Source organism: Epilithonimonas tenax DSM 16811 (assembly GCF_000428485.1).
Lineage (GTDB): Bacteria > Bacteroidota > Bacteroidia > Flavobacteriales > Weeksellaceae > Epilithonimonas > Epilithonimonas tenax.
Map to the genome: position 1 here is coordinate 112,422 of NZ_AUAA01000006.1, position 16,863 is coordinate 129,284.

Here is a 16,863-nt window from a genome sequence, read left to right on the forward strand (position 1 = left end):
TGAAGATCAACATCAACAAATCCTTCGAAAAATTCCGAAGGATTTATTGTTATTGATAGTTCCAATTGACTGCTAAAAAACACAGCTGAATAGGACTGGATCAAGCGATGAATTTTCTGTCACAAGAAACAAACTTTTTTCGCAATTTAAAATTAAATCATCCTGTCTGATAAAAAACTAAGACATACATTTTCTATATCTCGACTTGTGACCTATTTTTGTATGGATCAAAGGGATATTTTTAAAACATATGGACAATACATTTTCTGAGACTAATCAAATTGAAGTGGTTTCAACTTTTTCTGATCTTGTAAACACCCATTTTCATGGAGTTGTGAATGCCATCTGTTGGGAAAGAGATCTGCGTGGAGATTTTGAGGAAATTGTATCCAAAATCCAGTTAAAAGAGAATATCACAGAAGTGTACCCTGAAGATCTACTGGCTCTTCAACTTTCGGAAAACGGTCACATTGCAAGGGACATCATTTTAAATGACCTGCAATTACTAACGGATTACGGTGCATTACCTTCCCTCAATCTGCTGAAGAACTACGAAAGAGATGACGAGTTGGATTTCATCTCAACAGATGTTTATTCTTATCACGTAGACCGTTCACCCATTGATACAAGTACTTTTCTATGCACTTACTATGGTGCAACAAGTGACATCTTGCCAAATGATCAGGCCATACAGAAAATCTTAATTCCTGAAATCCGTACGAAGCTCCAAGAATGCCACAAAGGATCAGAAGAAACCTTTGATTTCTTTTTAAAAGAATACTTTTTCGATCTTCACTATGCACCAAAACCTGATGCTCAGGCAATCCATTTAAAAACAGGTCATCTTTGGAAGCTAGCCGTAGACCATCCGGAAAAACAGGTTTTACCATGCATACACCGCGCACCGCGAGAAAATGACGGTGAGTACCGGCTGCTTTTGATCTGCTGACAAGATAAAAGATGATTTTTTATTGATCCATCTAAATCTTCTAATACGCCGTTAAAAACCGATCTTAATAAAGTTATTGATTACCCAATTAATTTTAAAGCCACATCAATTTTAAGAAAAAAAAACCACCGATTATAAAATCCAAGAACGCGTTTTTCATTAGAACACGATCTTACAGTGGCTTTCAAATTTTTCCATTACATCGTCATCGGAACTTCCATCAATAAAATTTCTGTATTTCCTGAAGTTGATTTGATGTTCAAATCAGAAATATCCCAAACGCCAAAACCGTCTCTTGTTTCCACATGTTGTCCTTCGATTTCCGCACTTCCTTTTAAAATAAAGACATACACACCGTTTCCTTTTTTCCTGATCTGGTAATTGGTTTCCACATTATTTTCGAAGTTTCCTAGGTGAAACCAGGCATTCTGATGGATCCAAACGCCTTCGTCATCTGCATGGGGAGAAAGAATCTGCTGGAATGTATTCTGACTTTTTGATTGGTTTAAAGTCATCTGATCATACCTTGGCGTCACATTCCTTTTGTTTGGATACACCCAGATTTGTAGAAACTTCACCCAACGATCACTATTTTTATTGAATTCGCTGTGCATAATCCCGGTACCTGCACTCATCACCTGGATGTCTCCACTCTTGATGATGGCTGTATTTCCCATACTGTCTTTGTGCTCCAAATCACCTTCCAAAGGAATGCTGATGATTTCCATATTGTCGTGCGGATGCGTTCCGAAACCTCTTCCCGCTTCTACTTTATCATCATTCAGAACTCTTAAAACGCCAAAGTGCATTCTCTCCGGATTGTGATAATTTGCAAAGCTGAAGCTATGATGGCTGGCCAACCAACCGTGGTCTGCCTTCCCTCTTGAATCTGCTCTGTGAATCACAGCATTGTCTTTGATCTTAGATCCAGGATTGGGCCAATGATTGTATCCCATCGGTTCTAGAGGCTCAATTTCGTCGATCTCATTTTTCATCGTATTTCCCAATGACTCGGTGGTTACGAACATCCCTGTTCCCAATAATCCTTTCTTTACAAAATCTTTTTTGTCCATATCCCTGATGCTGTTTAATCATTATTAAGAGTACAAATTTATGGTGATGGGATTGGCTGTGCATTTAACTAGTTTAATAAATGGCGTTAATGCAAAAAAAAATGCCGGCTATTTTTATATCCGACACCATCTATTTTAAATTCTGATTTGTTTCTCCCTAGTCGCCAAACGCTTTCTGATGGTACTTACAAACTCTTTAGAAACGCCGAGATAAGAAGCAATGTAATACTGCGCCACACGCTGTGGAATGGTAGGATAAAGCTTAATGAATTCCAGATAACGGTCAGATGCACTTTTGGAAATGGTATTTACCAGACGGTTTTGAAGCGTAAAAAGATTTCTTTGAACCAGCATCCTGAAAACCCTTTCGAATTTTGGAATTTCCTGAAGTAACTTTTCTTTGGTGGTGGGATTCAGCATAAAAATCTCTGAATCTTCAATGGTTTCTATATACAAATTGGAAGGTTTCTGATCCTGAAACGAGGCAATATCACTAATCCACCAATCTTCGATAGCAAACAGAATGGTCACTTCAAAACCATTATCATCAAGGTAGTAAGCCCTTAAACAGCCTTTGTGAATGAAGCCTTCGAACTGGCAAACTTCACCTTCGCGCAGCAATATTGTTTTCTTCGGAAAGGATTCACAGACCAACAAACCGGTGAATAGTTTCTCTTCTTCGCTGCTCAGACTGATAAAACGCGTGACGTTCTTGATGATATTTTCAAACATAAATTAAGTTTTACGGCTGCAAATTAGGGAAATGTGTGTAAACTTCATTCTTCAAAAGCCCACTTCCGCCGCCGTAATGGTCTATCACCTTCACATCTTGATCAAAGTTTTCACAAAATATTTTAATATCCTTTTCAAAGTCTTCTTCCAAACCGGAACTCAACAGCACAATATCGACCTGATTTTTTTTGATATAATCATAGCAGACGCTTACATCGCTTTTGATTTCTGCTTTCCAGCCTTCATTATTTTCGATAATTCTTTTTAAGGTTTCAAGAATGTCCTGATTTTTCCCGATCACTAAAAATTGTAAGCTTTCCATTTGAAATTGGTTGTATTAAAGTTAATTTTCGGGAGCTTCATCCCGCTAAGAATTTATGCTGAACTGGTTAGAAACACCATATCTTTTTTTCCCACGCCAACGCCAACCGCAAAAAAATTTGCCATTCTTATCGGAGGCCGGGATTTGGTCTGTATTATAAATGCTTGCTACCCGTTATTTTAAGTTCATTGAGGTCCAGTTGTGATTCCGCTTTTCTGACTTCGTCCTCACTGAACTGGTTTTCACGTTTTATCTTGAATAATTCTTTTCTCTGCAATGCGAAGATATCCAGCATCATTTCTTGGTATTCATCTAAATCATTTTTTCTGTTGGTACACATTTCCGAAGATTCGAGGTGACCATGCTGCTGCAAAATATCATTTTCAATGGTGTGTTTAAAATTCGCCACCAGACTGTTGCTTTCCAAATTAGACTGGTATTTTTCATTCAGTCGGTTGACCGCCAGATGATCCAGTCTGATTTGAATACTTGCCTGCTGCTCGTGAGAAGGTTGAATATTGTCTATCTCGCCAATCTTGGTCAATTTAATGATCAAGGGCAAGGTCAAACCTTGAAAAATCAAAGTCACAAAAATCACAACGAATGTGATGAAGATGATTAGATTTCTGTGCGGAAATGCGGACTGCTCATTCATCATCACCGGAATCGACAAGGCTGTTGCCAGAGAAACTACACCACGCATGCCCGCCCAGCCGATAATCAATGGATTTTTCCAACCCGGACTTGGGTCTTTTCTGATTTTTTTGCTCAGCCATCTCGGAATATGCGCTACTGGATAAATCCATAGCATACGCACGACGATCACGATTAAACTAATGATGAGGCCATATTTGATTCCATCCTTTACAGACGTCTCGCCCAATCCATCAACAATATCGGGAAGTTCCAATCCGATCAGAACAAAAACCAAGGCATTCATCACAAATATCAACGTATTCCAAACACCAATCATATTGATTCTTGTGGTTCCTGTTCTAAAGATCTCGTGCGAACGGAACGACATAAACAGTCCGCCACTCACCACTGCCATTACTCCTGAATAATGAAAATGCTCTGCCGAAAGAAATAAAATATACGGTGTCATCACCGTCAAAGCGGCATCTATCGCTGGTGTCGTAGGTAAAAATCTGTGGATCGCATAGAAGATATGAGCACCTGCAACGCCAACCACAACGCCCATTCCCGCAACCAGGAAAAACTGTCCCGTGGCTTGCTGCATAGAAAATACACCGGTCATCACAGCTGCCAAAGCAAATCTAAAAACAATCAATGACGAGGCATCATTGATGAGACTTTCGCCTTCCAACATTGCAATCGTTCGTTTTGGAACTTTTAAACCTTTCAAAACGGTGGTCGCTGCAATCGCATCTGGTGGCGAAACAATGCCGCCCAGCAAAAACCCCAAAGCCAAAGTAAATCCTGGAATCAACGCCTGTGATGCAAATGCTACAACAATAGACGTCAGGAAAACCAGTCCGAAAGCCAATAGTCCGATGGTGCGTTTCCATTTCCAGAAATCGTTCCACGAGGTGTACCAAGCTGCTTCATATAATAATGGTGGCAAAAAGATCAGGAAAATAATTTCCGGATCCAGTTTCAAAACAGGAACGCCAGGTATCAAACTGATTCCCAATCCTGACAACACCAAAAATATGGGATAAGCGATTTTGATACGCTGCGCCAGCATGACCAATAACATGACCAACAATAGAAGTCCTAGTATGAGTAGTAATTGTTCGTGCATCGTTTTTTTTTAGAATTTAGAGGTTAGAGGTTGCAGCTATCAATGATTTAAAAACAATAGAATTGGCCAGTTCAATTTCCTCTTCATTGATAGAATGTCCGAAATTCGCATACACTTTCTCAGTCACATCAGCATTCATTTCTTTCAGAATATTGGCTGTTGCATACACTCTTTCTACGGGAACATGGAAATCCGGATTGCTTGTTGCTAACAAAACTGGCGTTTGTGCAAAATCACCTATATAATTGTCACGGTTGATTTTATCGCCAATCACACCACCGATGATTGCCATTGCTCCACCGTATTTCTGAGCATTTCTTGCCAAAAATTCCAAACTGAGACACGCACCCTGAGAAAATCCGAAAAAGTAAATATGCTCAGTTTTGATTCCCGCATCCAAAGCCGTTTTCACAGTTGCTCCCACAGTTTCGATGGCTGATGACAACCACGGCTCGTTTTGCTCAAGCGGAGCGAGGAACGACAACGGATACCAACTTCCATTGGTTGCCTGTGGCGCCAACAAAGCATAAGCTTCTACATTAAGATGTTCGGAAAGGCTCAAAATATCTTGTGCACTTCCGCCTCTGCCGTGAATCATTATCAATGCTTTTTCGGCTTGGCCAACAGGTTTTCCGGCTGTTTTTATATCTAAAGTGTGACTCATTTTTATTTAAATTTTTCTGTTGGATAATTAATGACAGGAAGAACGTTTAATAAATGTTCTCTCTGTTCTTCAAAATGCTCCGGCAACATCAGATCCTCACCAAGAGAAGCCAGTTCCTCATCGATATCGAAACCCGGACCTGAAGTAGCGATTTCAAATAAAACGCCGCCTGGTTCTTTAAAATAGATGGAAGTGAAATATTTTCTGTCCTTCACTTCGGTATGTTCCAATCCGAATGTGTTTAATTTTTCAATCATCTCAAGCTGTGTTTCTGCATTGGGTGTTGCAAAAGCCACGTGATGCACTGTTCCTCTTCCTGCCAATCCTTTCAGAGAATCCGCCCCTGCCAGAAGATCAACATATGTTCCGGGAAGATCACCTATCCCCAAACGGATTCTGTTGGATGATTCTGAAATCACTTTGTGATCCATCTGCGTGGTAAGAAGTGCCACCGTTCTTTCATAAGCATTCAGCCAGATTTCTACGTGGTGAATACCTTTGATCGCATTATCTTTTGGAATAAAACCATTATCACAGCCTTTCCGCTCATCTGTATGATTGAAAACCAGCTCCAAACCCAATCCGTCAAAATCTTCCAGATAAATAAAAACTTCACCTGGAAACCTTTCCTGTGGCTGTTTGTAAGGGATATCAAAATAATCCAGACGATCCACCCAATAATCCAGCGCCTCCATTGAGACGGAAAAAGCCGTTGTATTCAGCATTCCTTTGCCGTGTCTGCCGTTTACCAGACCTTTTCCGTACGGGAACGTGGTCATAATTGTTCCGGGAGTTCCAAATTGATCCCCAAAATAGAAGTGATAAACCTCGGAATAATCAAAGTTGACGGTTTTCTTGATCAGTCGGAGTCCTAAAACCCCGGTGTAAAAGTCTATATTTTCCTGCGCATCGCCGGTGATGGCGGTAACGTGGTGAAGTCCTGTGATGAGTGCCATAGTTTTTAGTTATTGGGTGGTAGTTGTTGGTTGTTTGTCTATTCTTCTTTTAACCAGACATCCTTGTATTCCTCCGGATGACGTTTGAATTGTGCGTGAACGTACGGACACAAAGGCACAATTTTCAAATCCTTTTCTACGGCGTAAGAAAGCAGCTGATCCAGTAACAATTTGGCAAAACCTTTTCCTGCATACTCTTCATCCACTTCTGTGTGGTAGACAGTTAATTTATTTTCTACCACAGAAATATCCATTTTTCCTGCTTTTTTACCGTCTGAGAAAAGCTGAACTTCTCCTTTTATATTGCCTACAACGACTTCTGTTCTTTCCATAACTTATTGCTTATTGCTTATTGCTTATTGCTTATTGCTAAGATATTGTCTTTCTAAAAATTGGGTAATAACCTATGATAAGTTCGGTAATACTTTTTCAATTTTTTCACGTAAAGCTTCGTGTTGTTTTGGAAGTTTAAGCTTTTGTCCCAATTCGCTCAACGGCTCATCTACAGTGAATCCGGGATTTTCAGTTGCTATTTCGAACAAAACGCCGCCCGGTTCTCGGAAGTATAATGAGTAGAAATAATCCCTGTCGATTTTCGGTGTGATGCTAAAACCTGCGGACAGTACTTTTTCACGAAATGCCATCAAAACCTTGTCGTCTTTCACCCGGAAAGCCACGTGGTGGTTGGTTCCTGACGCATTTCTTCCTGCGACCATTTTATCGTTCTCTATGATATCGACAAGGTTGGCCGTTTCAATAGCATCCGTTGCAAAACGGTATCTCTCGCCTTCGTGTTTTTGTAGATCGTAGCCAAAAATATCGGTTAATACTTTGATGGTAGGATCTGCTTTTTTCAATGTCAACGTGATGTTGTGGAAACCTTTCAAGGCATTCTCATCCTTGATATCAGTAGTAGTCCAGACTTTTCTATCATCGGGCGTTGAAGTTTCGATGAATTGGATTTGTAAGCCGTCCGGATCTTGGAATGAAATCAATTTTTCTCCAAAAATTTGGCCTTCCTCAAAAGTGATATTCAATTGTTGGAATCTGTTTTTCCAGAATTCTAAGCTTCCTTTTGGCACAGAATATCCAATGTGCGTTGCCAAACCAGTTCCGTTGGTTCCCTGCCCGATTCCTTCCCAAGGAAAGAATGTCAGGATTGTCCCCGCTGCTCCGGTTTGGTTTCCGAAATAAAAATGATAGGTTCCGGGATCATCAAAGTTCACGGTTTTCTTCACCAGTCGTAATCCTAAAACCTGAGTGTAAAAATCTAAATTTCTTTTGGCATTGCTGGCGATTGCGGTGATGTGGTGCAATCCTAAGATTCTATTTTCCATTTTGTAGATCGTTTAATTTTGATAGGACAAATTTATGGTAGATAGCACTGCTGGACATTTAACTAGATTAATAAATCAGACCATTGCCTTGTTTCTTTTGATGAGCAAAAAGTGACTCATATTAAATTGTAAACAATACCCAGTCTGGAAACCAATTACATTATACATGGATGTCATTTTTCTCTCAAATCCGATCATAGATGGTCACTTTTCGCTGGAATTACTGTTCAGTTTGACTGGCTTTGATCTGGATTATAATAATCTGGGCTTATCAGGAAAGTTCTGATCCCGGAGATGGATCACGTACAATTTGTTGCTTCTGAACGGATTAAAGCGTTGTTTGCCAGATGACATCAGATGTCTTGATCTCTTGCATTGATGGCCATTTTAATGTGATCAAATGCAGTATTCCAATACTTGATCGCATTCTGTTTTAAACGAAATCAATGCGGCAATTTATCTCTGAAATATCCATAAACCCAAGTTCCCATAACGGCACTCAACAAGGTAATGACTACGGCTACTGCTCCGGTTCCGATCTGTGCAAAAAGCGGTCCGGGACAAGCTCCTGTTATTGCCCAGCCAAATCCGAAGATCAGTCCGCCATAAATTTGCCCTTTACTGAATTTCTTCGGGGCGATAAAAATCTGCTCTCCATAAATTGTTTTGATGTTGAATTTTTTGATGATCCAAACGGAAATCATTCCTGTTACCACTGCACTTCCTATAACACCGTACATATGGAACGACTGCAAGCGGAACATTTCCTGAATTCTGAACCAGCTGATTACTTCTGCTTTTACAAACACAATCCCGAATGCAATCCCCACCAAAAGGTATTTCAAAAGATGATACCATCGATGCTGAATACGACTTTCGTTGGTGCAAATAGAATCTTGATGTCTTATATCTGTTTCTTTTTTCATTTTTAATCAATTTAAAGGGATAAAATAAATGGGAAAATAAAATTGGCCATTAAAAAACCACCTATCATAAAGCAAATGGTTGCAACTAATGAAGGCCACTGTAAATTTGAAAGTCCCATAATAGCGTGACCGCTTGTGCAGCCCCCAGCATATCGGGTTCCGAAACCTACCAGAAAACCACCTACCACCATTATGAAAAACCCTTTCAGACTTACCAGATTTTCAAAATTCATCAACTCTACTGGCACCAAATTGCTGTAATTGGTGATGCCATAGCCTGCCAATTCTGCTTTGAGTTTTGGGTTGACGATGATGTCTTGACCATTCATTAAGAAGTGAGCGGCAATCATTCCTCCGAAGAAAATTCCAAAAACGAAAAACAAATTCCAAGATTCTTTCTTCCAGTCATATTTGAAAAAATTAATATTTGCGGGGATGCACGCTGCACAAATATGCCGTAGTGATGAACTGATTCCGAAGGATTTATTCCCCAAAATTAAGAGTGTAGGAACGGTGAGACCAATCAGCGGACCTGCGATATACCACGCCCAAGGTTCTTTTATGATTTCTAACATTAATACTATTTTTTAAATTAAATTATTTTAAAACTTTACTTTGACACACAAAATCACTTTTTGTGATACCAGTCTGCACAATTGCATTAAAACCTCCGGCAATTTCGGTAAAATTTCTGTAACCTCTTGCCAGAAGAATACTTGCTGCCATCATACTTCTGTACCCTCCCGCACAGTGCAGATAAAAATGTTCGCTAGGATTAATATCTGTAACCCATTCATTAATGTAAGCCAAAGGCTTGTTGTAGGCTTCATCCACGTGTTCTGCTTGGTATTCGCTTTCTTTTCGTACATCGACGATTTTTACATCTTTATTTTCAATTTCCTTTTCAAATTCTTGTGCAGAAATACGGTGTACGGTATCAATTACTTTTCCGCTGCTCTTCCAGGCTTCAAAACTGCCTTTCAGAAAACCTATAACATTATCAAAACCAACTCTGCTTAATCTTGTAACCGTTTCTTCCTGGTTATTTTCATCGGTAATTAATAAAATCGGTTGTTTTACATCTACAATCAGAGCGCCAACCCAAGGGGCAAAATCTCCGTTTAAACCGATATTAATAGATTGGGGAACAAAACCTTTTGCAAAATCGTCATTCGTTCTTACATCCAGAATCAAAGCGCCAGAAAGTTCTGCCGATTCTTCAAATTCTTCGGGGGAAAGTGCGTGTAGACCTTTAGACAAGACCTTATCGAAACTTTCGTAGCCTTTTTTATTCAATGCCACATTCATCCCGAAATAGGCAGGTGGCGGAAGAAGCCCATCTGTAACCGCTTTTATGAAGCTTTGTTTATCTTTTTGATTCAGTGCGTAATTGGTTTTCTTTTGATTTCCCAGGGTATCTACCGTTTCTTTCTGCATATTTTTTCCGCACGCAGAACCAGCACCGTGAGCCGGATAAACGATAATATCATCATCTAAAGGCAGAATTTTTTGATACAAACTTTCGTAGAGAAGCCCTGCCAATTCTTCCTGAGTCATACTTGCCGCTTTCTGAGCCAAATCGGGACGGCCAACATCACCGAGAAACAAAGTATCACCGCTGAAAAGGGCATTTTCTTTTCCATTTTCATCTATTAATAAAAAGGAAGAGCTTTCCATTGTATGTCCGGGTGTATGCAGAACCTTTATTTTGATGTTTCCCACTTCAAAAATCTGGTTATCATTTGCTATAATGGCTTCAAAATCCGGATTAGCAGTTGGTCCGTAGACGATGGGTGCACCTGTTTTTTTGCTGAGGTCTACGTGACCGCTCACAAAATCTGCGTGAAAATGAGTCTCAAAGATGTATTTGAGTTTTACATTGTCTTTTTCCAGTCTTTTGATGTAAGGCTGGGTTTCTCTTAAAGGGTCAATGATTGCAGCTTCACCATTTGAAACAATGTAATAAGCTCCTTGAGCGAGACATCCTGTATAAATTTGTTCTATTTGCATTTTGATATTTTTTATTTAATTTTAATTTGATACAAATTTCTGGGTTTGAATTCTGTTGTACAGCTACTTTTGTTACATAAGGGTGTTAATTAATTATCTCCTATTATGAAACGCCGAATGATTGCAGCCCGACTTGAACGGAGCTCTTTTTGTGAGGAGGAACGACGAGCAAAAAAGCGGGAGTGGAAGGCGGATAAAGCTGCCCAAATAATATTAGAAGAAAAGTTCTTTAATAATAATGTAAATTCCCATCATCAAAATAAACCATCCGAAAGCCGGTTTTAGTTTTTTACCATCAATTTTCTTTGATAATTGGGTACCTATCAATATTCCTACAACAGCGATTGCTGAGATGGTTACTAATACATTCCATTCAATTTTCACTGTATTGAATGAAGAGAAAAATCCGATGAGAGAGTTAAAAGAAATGATGACCAAAGAGGTTCCAATGGCCACTTTCATTGGCGTTTTCAGAAGATTTACCAAAGCGGGAATGATCATAAAGCCTCCGCCTGCGCCTACCAAACCTGTTAAAACTCCTACTACAGAGCCTTCCCCTGCTGCCAGAAGAGCATTGTGATGGTCTGGATGGGGTATTTCTGTGTTGTCTTCTGCTCCTTTTCGGATCATTTTATAGGAGGCAAGAATCATTAATCCTGCAAAAATCATCAGCAGCAATAAATCTTTGGTTACCATAAAACTTCCAAAACTGAAAATATCATCAGGTATCAATGGTAAAAGGAATTTCCGTGTGATAAAAATAGAAATGATAGAGGGAAGACCAAACACAAAAGCTGTTTTGAAATGGACCAAACCTTTTTTGAAATAAGAAACCGAACCCACCATACTGCTTATCCCGACAATGAAAAGTGAATATTCTGTCGCCAAGAAAGCATCTAGCCCAAAGAGATAAACGAGAACGGGAACGGTAAGAATACTTCCGCCGCCGCCAATTAATCCTAAAGAAACACCAATAAAAACCGATGCGATGTAACCATATATTTCCATTCTTCAACTATTATGGTGCAAAAATGGAACTATTGATCTAGCTGTACTGCTACTTTTGTTACAGAAGGACAATTAGATGTCATCAAAATTATTCTTTAGTCTTAAAGCGTACAATATTTCAAGAAATAGAATCTGAAAGTATAATCTTATTTCTTCCCAAAGTAAGCTTACCGGAATCTTCGAGCTGTTTCAGAAGTCTGGAGACCACTACTCTAGCCGTTCCAAGCTCATTGGCAAGTTGTTCGTGGGTAATAATGATGCTTTTTGAATGAGAAATTTCAGATTTTTTATGGAGGAGATTCAATAATCTTTCATCTACTTTTTTAAAAGCGATAGCGTTGATAATATCCAGCAATTCTTCAAAGCGTTTGTGGTAGAGCCTGAAAATATAATCCAACCATTCCGGATACTCTTTAATGAAGAGTGAAACCTTATCTATGGGCAGAAAAAGGATTTCAGAATCTTCCTCCACTTCTGCTTTCACGATACTTTTTTCATTGTGCATCCCACCAAGAAAAGACATAATGCAGCTTTCACCAGCTTTGATGTAATAGAGTAAAATCTCTCGCCCGTCTTCTTCGGTACGGATTACCTTTAATAATCCCTTCATCACAATCGGTATGGAGCGGATGGAAGCATTTTCATCCAAAATAATGTCACCTTCGTGGTAGGTTTTCAGGACTCCGTTATTCTTTAGATTTCCAACCAATTCCGGAGATGAAATAAACTCTGAAGCTAAAACTGAATCGTTCATACCAATTAATTTACAGGCTAAAATAAGGTAATTTTCGTTAATCCTTTATTCTTAAAACGGAAAGAAAATTAATTTATCAACTTGAATGATCCCGTTCGGAACTGATTATTTCAATCTTAATCCAAGCTGTTCTTTGACGCTCATTCCAAAAAAGTCAAGGTCTGTTTTTGAGTAGAGATCAAGAGGTATAAAACAACAGACCCTGTTATGAACAAGGTCTGTATTTGCTTTTACTAAGCTTTGGAAGCGTCCAATGAAGCTTTTCTAAACTCCTTCAATAGCTTTTCTAGGCTTAAAGATGCTTTACGAGCTCTTGTACCTGCTGCTTTGTTCGCTTTTTCTGACTGCAATTCTGCATCTGCTTTGAAGGCTTCAAATTCTGTGTTGATTTGTTCGATCAATTCTTTCATAATAAGTTGAATAAAAATTATTGGCGGCAAAAATACATTTTTCAACCAATAAAACTGGTCTATTTTCATAATTTAAAGCGAATTGTATGATAAAATTGTAAATAATTAACGTACTTGCTACTCATTTTATGTTCATACTACGAATTACAGTACTCATTCTCTATTTCTTTATTTGTATTTCTTGACATTTTCATCCAAACACGCGCTTATTTGATGCATCAAATTGAGCGTATTCTGATTTATTTTTCAGGTGTCCGTACAGCTAAAGTATTCAAAACAAAAAAATGGCCGAAAATTCTTCCGGCCACAATTACGGCAAAAATGCCGTTTATCTATTTTACAAAAAGTATGAATCTGATCTAGATCAACTTCAACAATTCCTCTGCCACTTTTTCAGAAGAAGCAGGATTCTGTCCTGTAATAAGCCTTCCGTCTACCACTGCATAAGGGTTCCAGTCTTCGATCTTACTGTACACACCACCATTCTTTTTCAGCATATCTTCTACCAAAAAAGGAACAATATCAGTCAGTTGGACTGCCTCCTCTTCTGTATTGGTAAATCCAGTTACATTTTTGCCTTTTACCAGATATTCACCATTGATTTTGACATCCTTCAAAACACCAGGTGCATGGCATACAAATGCCACAGGTTTGTCACTTGAATAGAAATCGGCAATCAACTGCTGTGACACCTGATCCTCGGCAAGATCCCACAAAGGGCCGTGGCCACCTGGATAAAATACCGCATCATAATCTTCACTTTTAACCTCAGATAATTGATGTGTATTTTTTAATTTATCCATCAAGTCAGAATCCTGATCCATTCGGCGAGTGGCATCCGTTTGAGATGAAGGATCTTCACTTTTTGGATCAATTGGCGGAAGACCTCCTTTTGGCGATGCCAGTGTGATCTCTATCCCTTTATCAGATAATGCATAATAAGGAGCTGCCAATTCTTCTGTCCAGAATCCGGTTTTCAAACCGGTATTTCCTAACTGGTCGTGACTAGTGATCACGAATAATACTTTTTTGCTCATTTTGATATTCTTTAATTTAGTAATACAAAGTTGCAAAATAATATACTTTTACAAACAAGACTTAGGTCACTATTTTCATGTGATCCAAATCACATGTTTTCCCGTATTTTACTGCAGGAAAAGAGATCAATTAGAATTAAGAGATAAGGTCTGATGTTTGTGAAACATCAATTAATTTCAAAAAGATTTTAAACACATTGGTCACCACACGTAATTACTCTTGATGTAAGAAACGGTGAATCAATTGTAACTTAGCCTGTATGCACTCGGTGTCAGATTGGTTTTACTCTTGAATAATTTACTGAATGACTGTGGATATTCAAATCCCAGCTGATAAGCAATTTCACTTACTGTCAAATTAGTAGTTGTCAAAATCTCTTTTGCTTTTTCTATTAACTTCTCGTGGATGTGTTGCTGTGTATTTTGTCCAGTAATATTTCGCAGCATATCACTTAAATAGGGAGAAGAAACATTTAATTCGGTCGCTAATTTTTCTACTGTTGGTAATACAAGATTTGAATTGTCACTAAAATAATGATCTAGTTTTATTTCAAACTTTGTTAATAAGTCGTCTGTTGCCATTTTCCGTGTAAGAAATTGTCGGCTGTAAAAACGGTTGCAATAACTTAATAGCAGCTCTAGGTTTGAAACGATGACATCTTGACTGAATTGATCTAATCTCGAATTGATTTCTTTTTGAATGTTTTGAATGATTACTTCGATTGTTTTTTCCTCTTCTTCCGAAAGATGAAGGGCTTCATTTACTGTATAGGAAAAAAAGCCATAACTTTTCATTGCTTTAGCTAATGGATATTGTCTTATTAAATCAGGATGAAATAATAAAGACCACCCATCCATATTTCTCTCTTTGTCATTATCCACACTAATTATCTGGTTTGGCGCAATAAAGGACATCGTACCATCATCAAAATCATAATGATTTTTTCCATATTTTAATTTCCCTTTAAAACTTCTTTTGATTGAAATATTGTAAAAATCCAAAAGTAATTTTTGATCACTTTCCTGAATATTACTTTGTGTCTGTGAATGATCAATTATTGTAATTAATGGATTTAATGGACTTGGCAGCCCCATATAAGAATGCAATTCTTTTACGGAATTTATTTTCTTGATGTTTTGCTCTGTATTTTTCATAATCTGAATAGGCAGGCAGCAATTTCTGACTGCCTAATTGATGCTTTGTAAATTTAAGAATTTAAAAAATCATTTCCTTCGCTTCTATCCATCGTCATTATTTCTAAAACATTTCCAGGATATTCAACAGGTAATTGACTTACTTCGTCTAGCTGGTAGATTTCTTCAGCCGTAAAAACAACATCAACACTTTTTAAATTGTCTTGAAGTTGTTCCAGTTTTGTTGCACCGATGATGACACTGCTTACAACTTGCTGATGTAACAACCAAGCCAGAGCCAATTGAGAAATTGAAACTTGTTTTTGCTTTGCCATTGGTGTAAGCACGTCTAAAACATTATAAGCCCTTTCTTCGTGAAAAGGTGGAAATGGAAAACTATTCAGTCGCCCTTCTCCTTTCTGACCATCTCTTTTGTATTTACCGGTTAGTAATCCTCCGCTTAATGGACTCCAAACCATCATTCCTACCTTCTGATCCAGCAGCATTGGTACAATTTCACGTTCTGCATCTCTAACGTCTAATGAATAATTGGCTTGCAGCGATGCAAATCTGTCTAGATGATTGTATTGTGAATAAGCCAGTGCTTTCATTAATTGCCAAGCCGCAATATTACTAGCTCCGAAATATCTTATTTTCCCACTTCTTACCAAATCATCTAAAGTCCGGATGGTCTCTTCAATTGGTGTCAACGGATCTGCTGTATGAATTTGGTAGAGATCAATATAATCTGTGCCAAGCCTTTTTAGGCTACTCTCTACCTGTTGAATGATGTGCTTTTTAGAAAGCCCCAAATCGTTTTGACCTTTGCCCATCGTACCTCTAACCTTAGTAGCCAAAACCAAATCGTCTCTGTTGATGGAAAGATTTTTTATTGCCTGACCAATCATCACTTCAGAAAGTCCCTCTGAATAAATGTTTGCCGTGTCAATAAAATTAATACCCGCCTCTGTTGCTGTTTTTATTTGTTCGTCAACTGCATTCTGGTCAAGATTACCCATATAGCCAAAGAAACCTTTTCCGCCATAATTCATTGTTCCTAGACAAAGCGTTGAAACCTTCAAGCCTGTATTTCCTAAAATTTTGTACTTCATTTTTTTACTTTATTATGAAGTACAAAGGTCAGAAGCCTTTAACTTGTATATGTATTCAAAATGAAGTTGTTTGTGTTCAAAATGAGGATTTGATCTTATTGATTGTTTTTAATATTATTCCGTAATTGAGCAAAAAAAAACCCGGCGTTACAATCTGACCTTTTTCTGTTGATAGGTGGCAATTTATTCAAACTTCAATCTTTTAGTAGAATTTATGACATATCTCAAAAATGTTCATCCATCGAATTACAGAATTTATTAAATGAATAATTTGATAGAGCTTACTATTCTCACTAACCTCTTTCTTTTAAACAGTCCTGCGCTCATTCATATTTAACTGTTCTGATTTTTTAAATTAATATTGGATGATTAATAATTATTCTTTATTTAAAAAGTCTTTTCAATTATTTTAATAACAAGCTTCAACAGAATCCGGCTTACAGCGCTTCTCTTTTTTATTCTCAAGTTCCTGAACTAAATTTTTCGTTTAATAGAGACCCTATAAGATCACAATGGATCTATGGACTTGCTGTCTTCCTCATTGACAATCCAATTTTTTTTGAGATAACAAACTCTCTGTCATTATACGTGGCTTATGGTGACGTATTTCTATACTATTAATAATAGGCGGTTTAAAGGCTAACAGCTTTATCCATATCTTCTGTAATCCTATT

General features: G+C 38.0%; 18 protein-coding genes. 1 reads left to right on the forward strand and 17 read right to left on the reverse strand.

All coding sequences use genetic code 11. The annotated features are described in order from the left end of the window. The first annotated feature begins 250 nt into the window (after nt 1-250). Nucleotides 251-949 carry a hypothetical protein gene (locus F564_RS0104600; RefSeq protein ID WP_028121580.1) on the forward strand — a complete coding sequence of 233 codons (699 nt, stop codon included), beginning with the start codon at nt 251-253 and terminating at the stop codon, nt 947-949. Between the two features lie 197 nt (nt 950-1,146). Here F564_RS0104600 and F564_RS0104605 read toward each other — a convergent pair whose 3' ends face one another. The 17 genes from F564_RS0104605 to F564_RS0104695 all read right to left on the reverse strand — a co-directional run bounded on the left by F564_RS0104605 (nt 1,147) and on the right by F564_RS0104695 (nt 16,189). Continuing rightward, nucleotides 1,147-1,905, reverse strand: a complete 759-nt coding sequence (locus F564_RS0104605; RefSeq protein WP_394330625.1) for a pirin family protein — start codon at nt 1,903-1,905, stop codon at nt 1,147-1,149. A gap of 252 nt (nt 1,906-2,157) precedes the next feature. After that, a complete protein-coding gene (locus tag F564_RS0104610) occupies nt 2,158-2,754 on the reverse strand; it encodes a Crp/Fnr family transcriptional regulator (protein ID WP_028121582.1) in 597 nt (198 codons plus the stop codon). Nucleotides 2,755-2,764: 10 nt separating this feature from the next. Further along, nucleotides 2,765-3,076: a hypothetical protein gene (locus F564_RS0104615; RefSeq protein WP_028121583.1), complete on the reverse strand. Its 312-nt coding sequence runs from the start codon at nt 3,074-3,076 to the stop codon at nt 2,765-2,767. 154 nt (nt 3,077-3,230) lie between these two features. Beyond that, nucleotides 3,231-4,841, reverse strand: coding sequence for a Na+/H+ antiporter (locus F564_RS0104620; protein ID WP_028121584.1), 1,611 nt, complete (start codon nt 4,839-4,841; stop codon nt 3,231-3,233). 16 nt (nt 4,842-4,857) lie between these two features. Beyond that, a complete protein-coding gene (locus F564_RS0104625) occupies nt 4,858-5,505 on the reverse strand; it encodes an alpha/beta hydrolase (protein WP_028121585.1) in 648 nt (215 codons plus the stop codon). Nucleotides 5,506-5,507: 2 nt separating this feature from the next. Further along, complete coding sequence (locus tag F564_RS0104630) at nt 5,508-6,461, reverse strand: VOC family protein (protein ID WP_028121586.1); 954 nt, start codon at nt 6,459-6,461, stop codon at nt 5,508-5,510. A 38-nt stretch (nt 6,462-6,499) separates the two neighbouring features. Continuing rightward, on the reverse strand, nt 6,500-6,793 hold the full coding sequence (locus F564_RS0104635; protein ID WP_028121587.1) for a GNAT family N-acetyltransferase: 294 nt from the start codon (nt 6,791-6,793) through the stop codon (nt 6,500-6,502). Nucleotides 6,794-6,865: 72 nt separating this feature from the next. Beyond that, nucleotides 6,866-7,798, reverse strand: a complete 933-nt coding sequence (locus F564_RS0104640; protein WP_028121588.1) for a ring-cleaving dioxygenase — start codon at nt 7,796-7,798, stop codon at nt 6,866-6,868. Nucleotides 7,799-8,241: 443 nt separating this feature from the next. Continuing rightward, nucleotides 8,242-8,724 carry a DUF6691 family protein gene (locus tag F564_RS0104650; RefSeq protein WP_028121589.1) on the reverse strand — a complete coding sequence of 161 codons (483 nt, stop codon included), beginning with the start codon at nt 8,722-8,724 and terminating at the stop codon, nt 8,242-8,244. An 11-nt stretch (nt 8,725-8,735) separates the two neighbouring features. After that, a complete protein-coding gene (locus F564_RS0104655; RefSeq protein ID WP_028121590.1) occupies nt 8,736-9,299 on the reverse strand; it encodes a YeeE/YedE family protein in 564 nt (187 codons plus the stop codon). A gap of 22 nt (nt 9,300-9,321) precedes the next feature. Further along, on the reverse strand, nt 9,322-10,734 hold the full coding sequence (locus tag F564_RS0104660; RefSeq protein WP_028121591.1) for an MBL fold metallo-hydrolase: 1,413 nt from the start codon (nt 10,732-10,734) through the stop codon (nt 9,322-9,324). Between the two features lie 213 nt (nt 10,735-10,947). Beyond that, nucleotides 10,948-11,742 (reverse strand): sulfite exporter TauE/SafE family protein, encoded by a 795-nt coding sequence (locus F564_RS0104665; protein ID WP_028121592.1) that lies wholly within the window; start codon nt 11,740-11,742, stop codon nt 10,948-10,950. Nucleotides 11,743-11,860: 118 nt separating this feature from the next. Then, nucleotides 11,861-12,496 carry a Crp/Fnr family transcriptional regulator gene (locus F564_RS0104670; protein WP_028121593.1) on the reverse strand — a complete coding sequence of 212 codons (636 nt, stop codon included), beginning with the start codon at nt 12,494-12,496 and terminating at the stop codon, nt 11,861-11,863. 233 nt (nt 12,497-12,729) lie between these two features. After that, entirely contained in the window at nt 12,730-12,906 is a 177-nt protein-coding gene (locus F564_RS0104675) for a histone H1 (RefSeq protein ID WP_028121594.1), read from the reverse strand. Between the two features lie 359 nt (nt 12,907-13,265). Then, nucleotides 13,266-13,943 carry a type 1 glutamine amidotransferase domain-containing protein gene (locus F564_RS0104685; protein WP_034980739.1) on the reverse strand — a complete coding sequence of 226 codons (678 nt, stop codon included), beginning with the start codon at nt 13,941-13,943 and terminating at the stop codon, nt 13,266-13,268. A gap of 240 nt (nt 13,944-14,183) precedes the next feature. Continuing rightward, nucleotides 14,184-15,098: a helix-turn-helix domain-containing protein gene (locus tag F564_RS0104690; RefSeq protein ID WP_028121596.1), complete on the reverse strand. Its 915-nt coding sequence runs from the start codon at nt 15,096-15,098 to the stop codon at nt 14,184-14,186. A 53-nt stretch (nt 15,099-15,151) separates the two neighbouring features. Then, on the reverse strand, nt 15,152-16,189 hold the full coding sequence (locus F564_RS0104695) for an aldo/keto reductase (protein WP_028121597.1): 1,038 nt from the start codon (nt 16,187-16,189) through the stop codon (nt 15,152-15,154). Nucleotides 16,190-16,863: the final 674 nt, after the last annotated feature.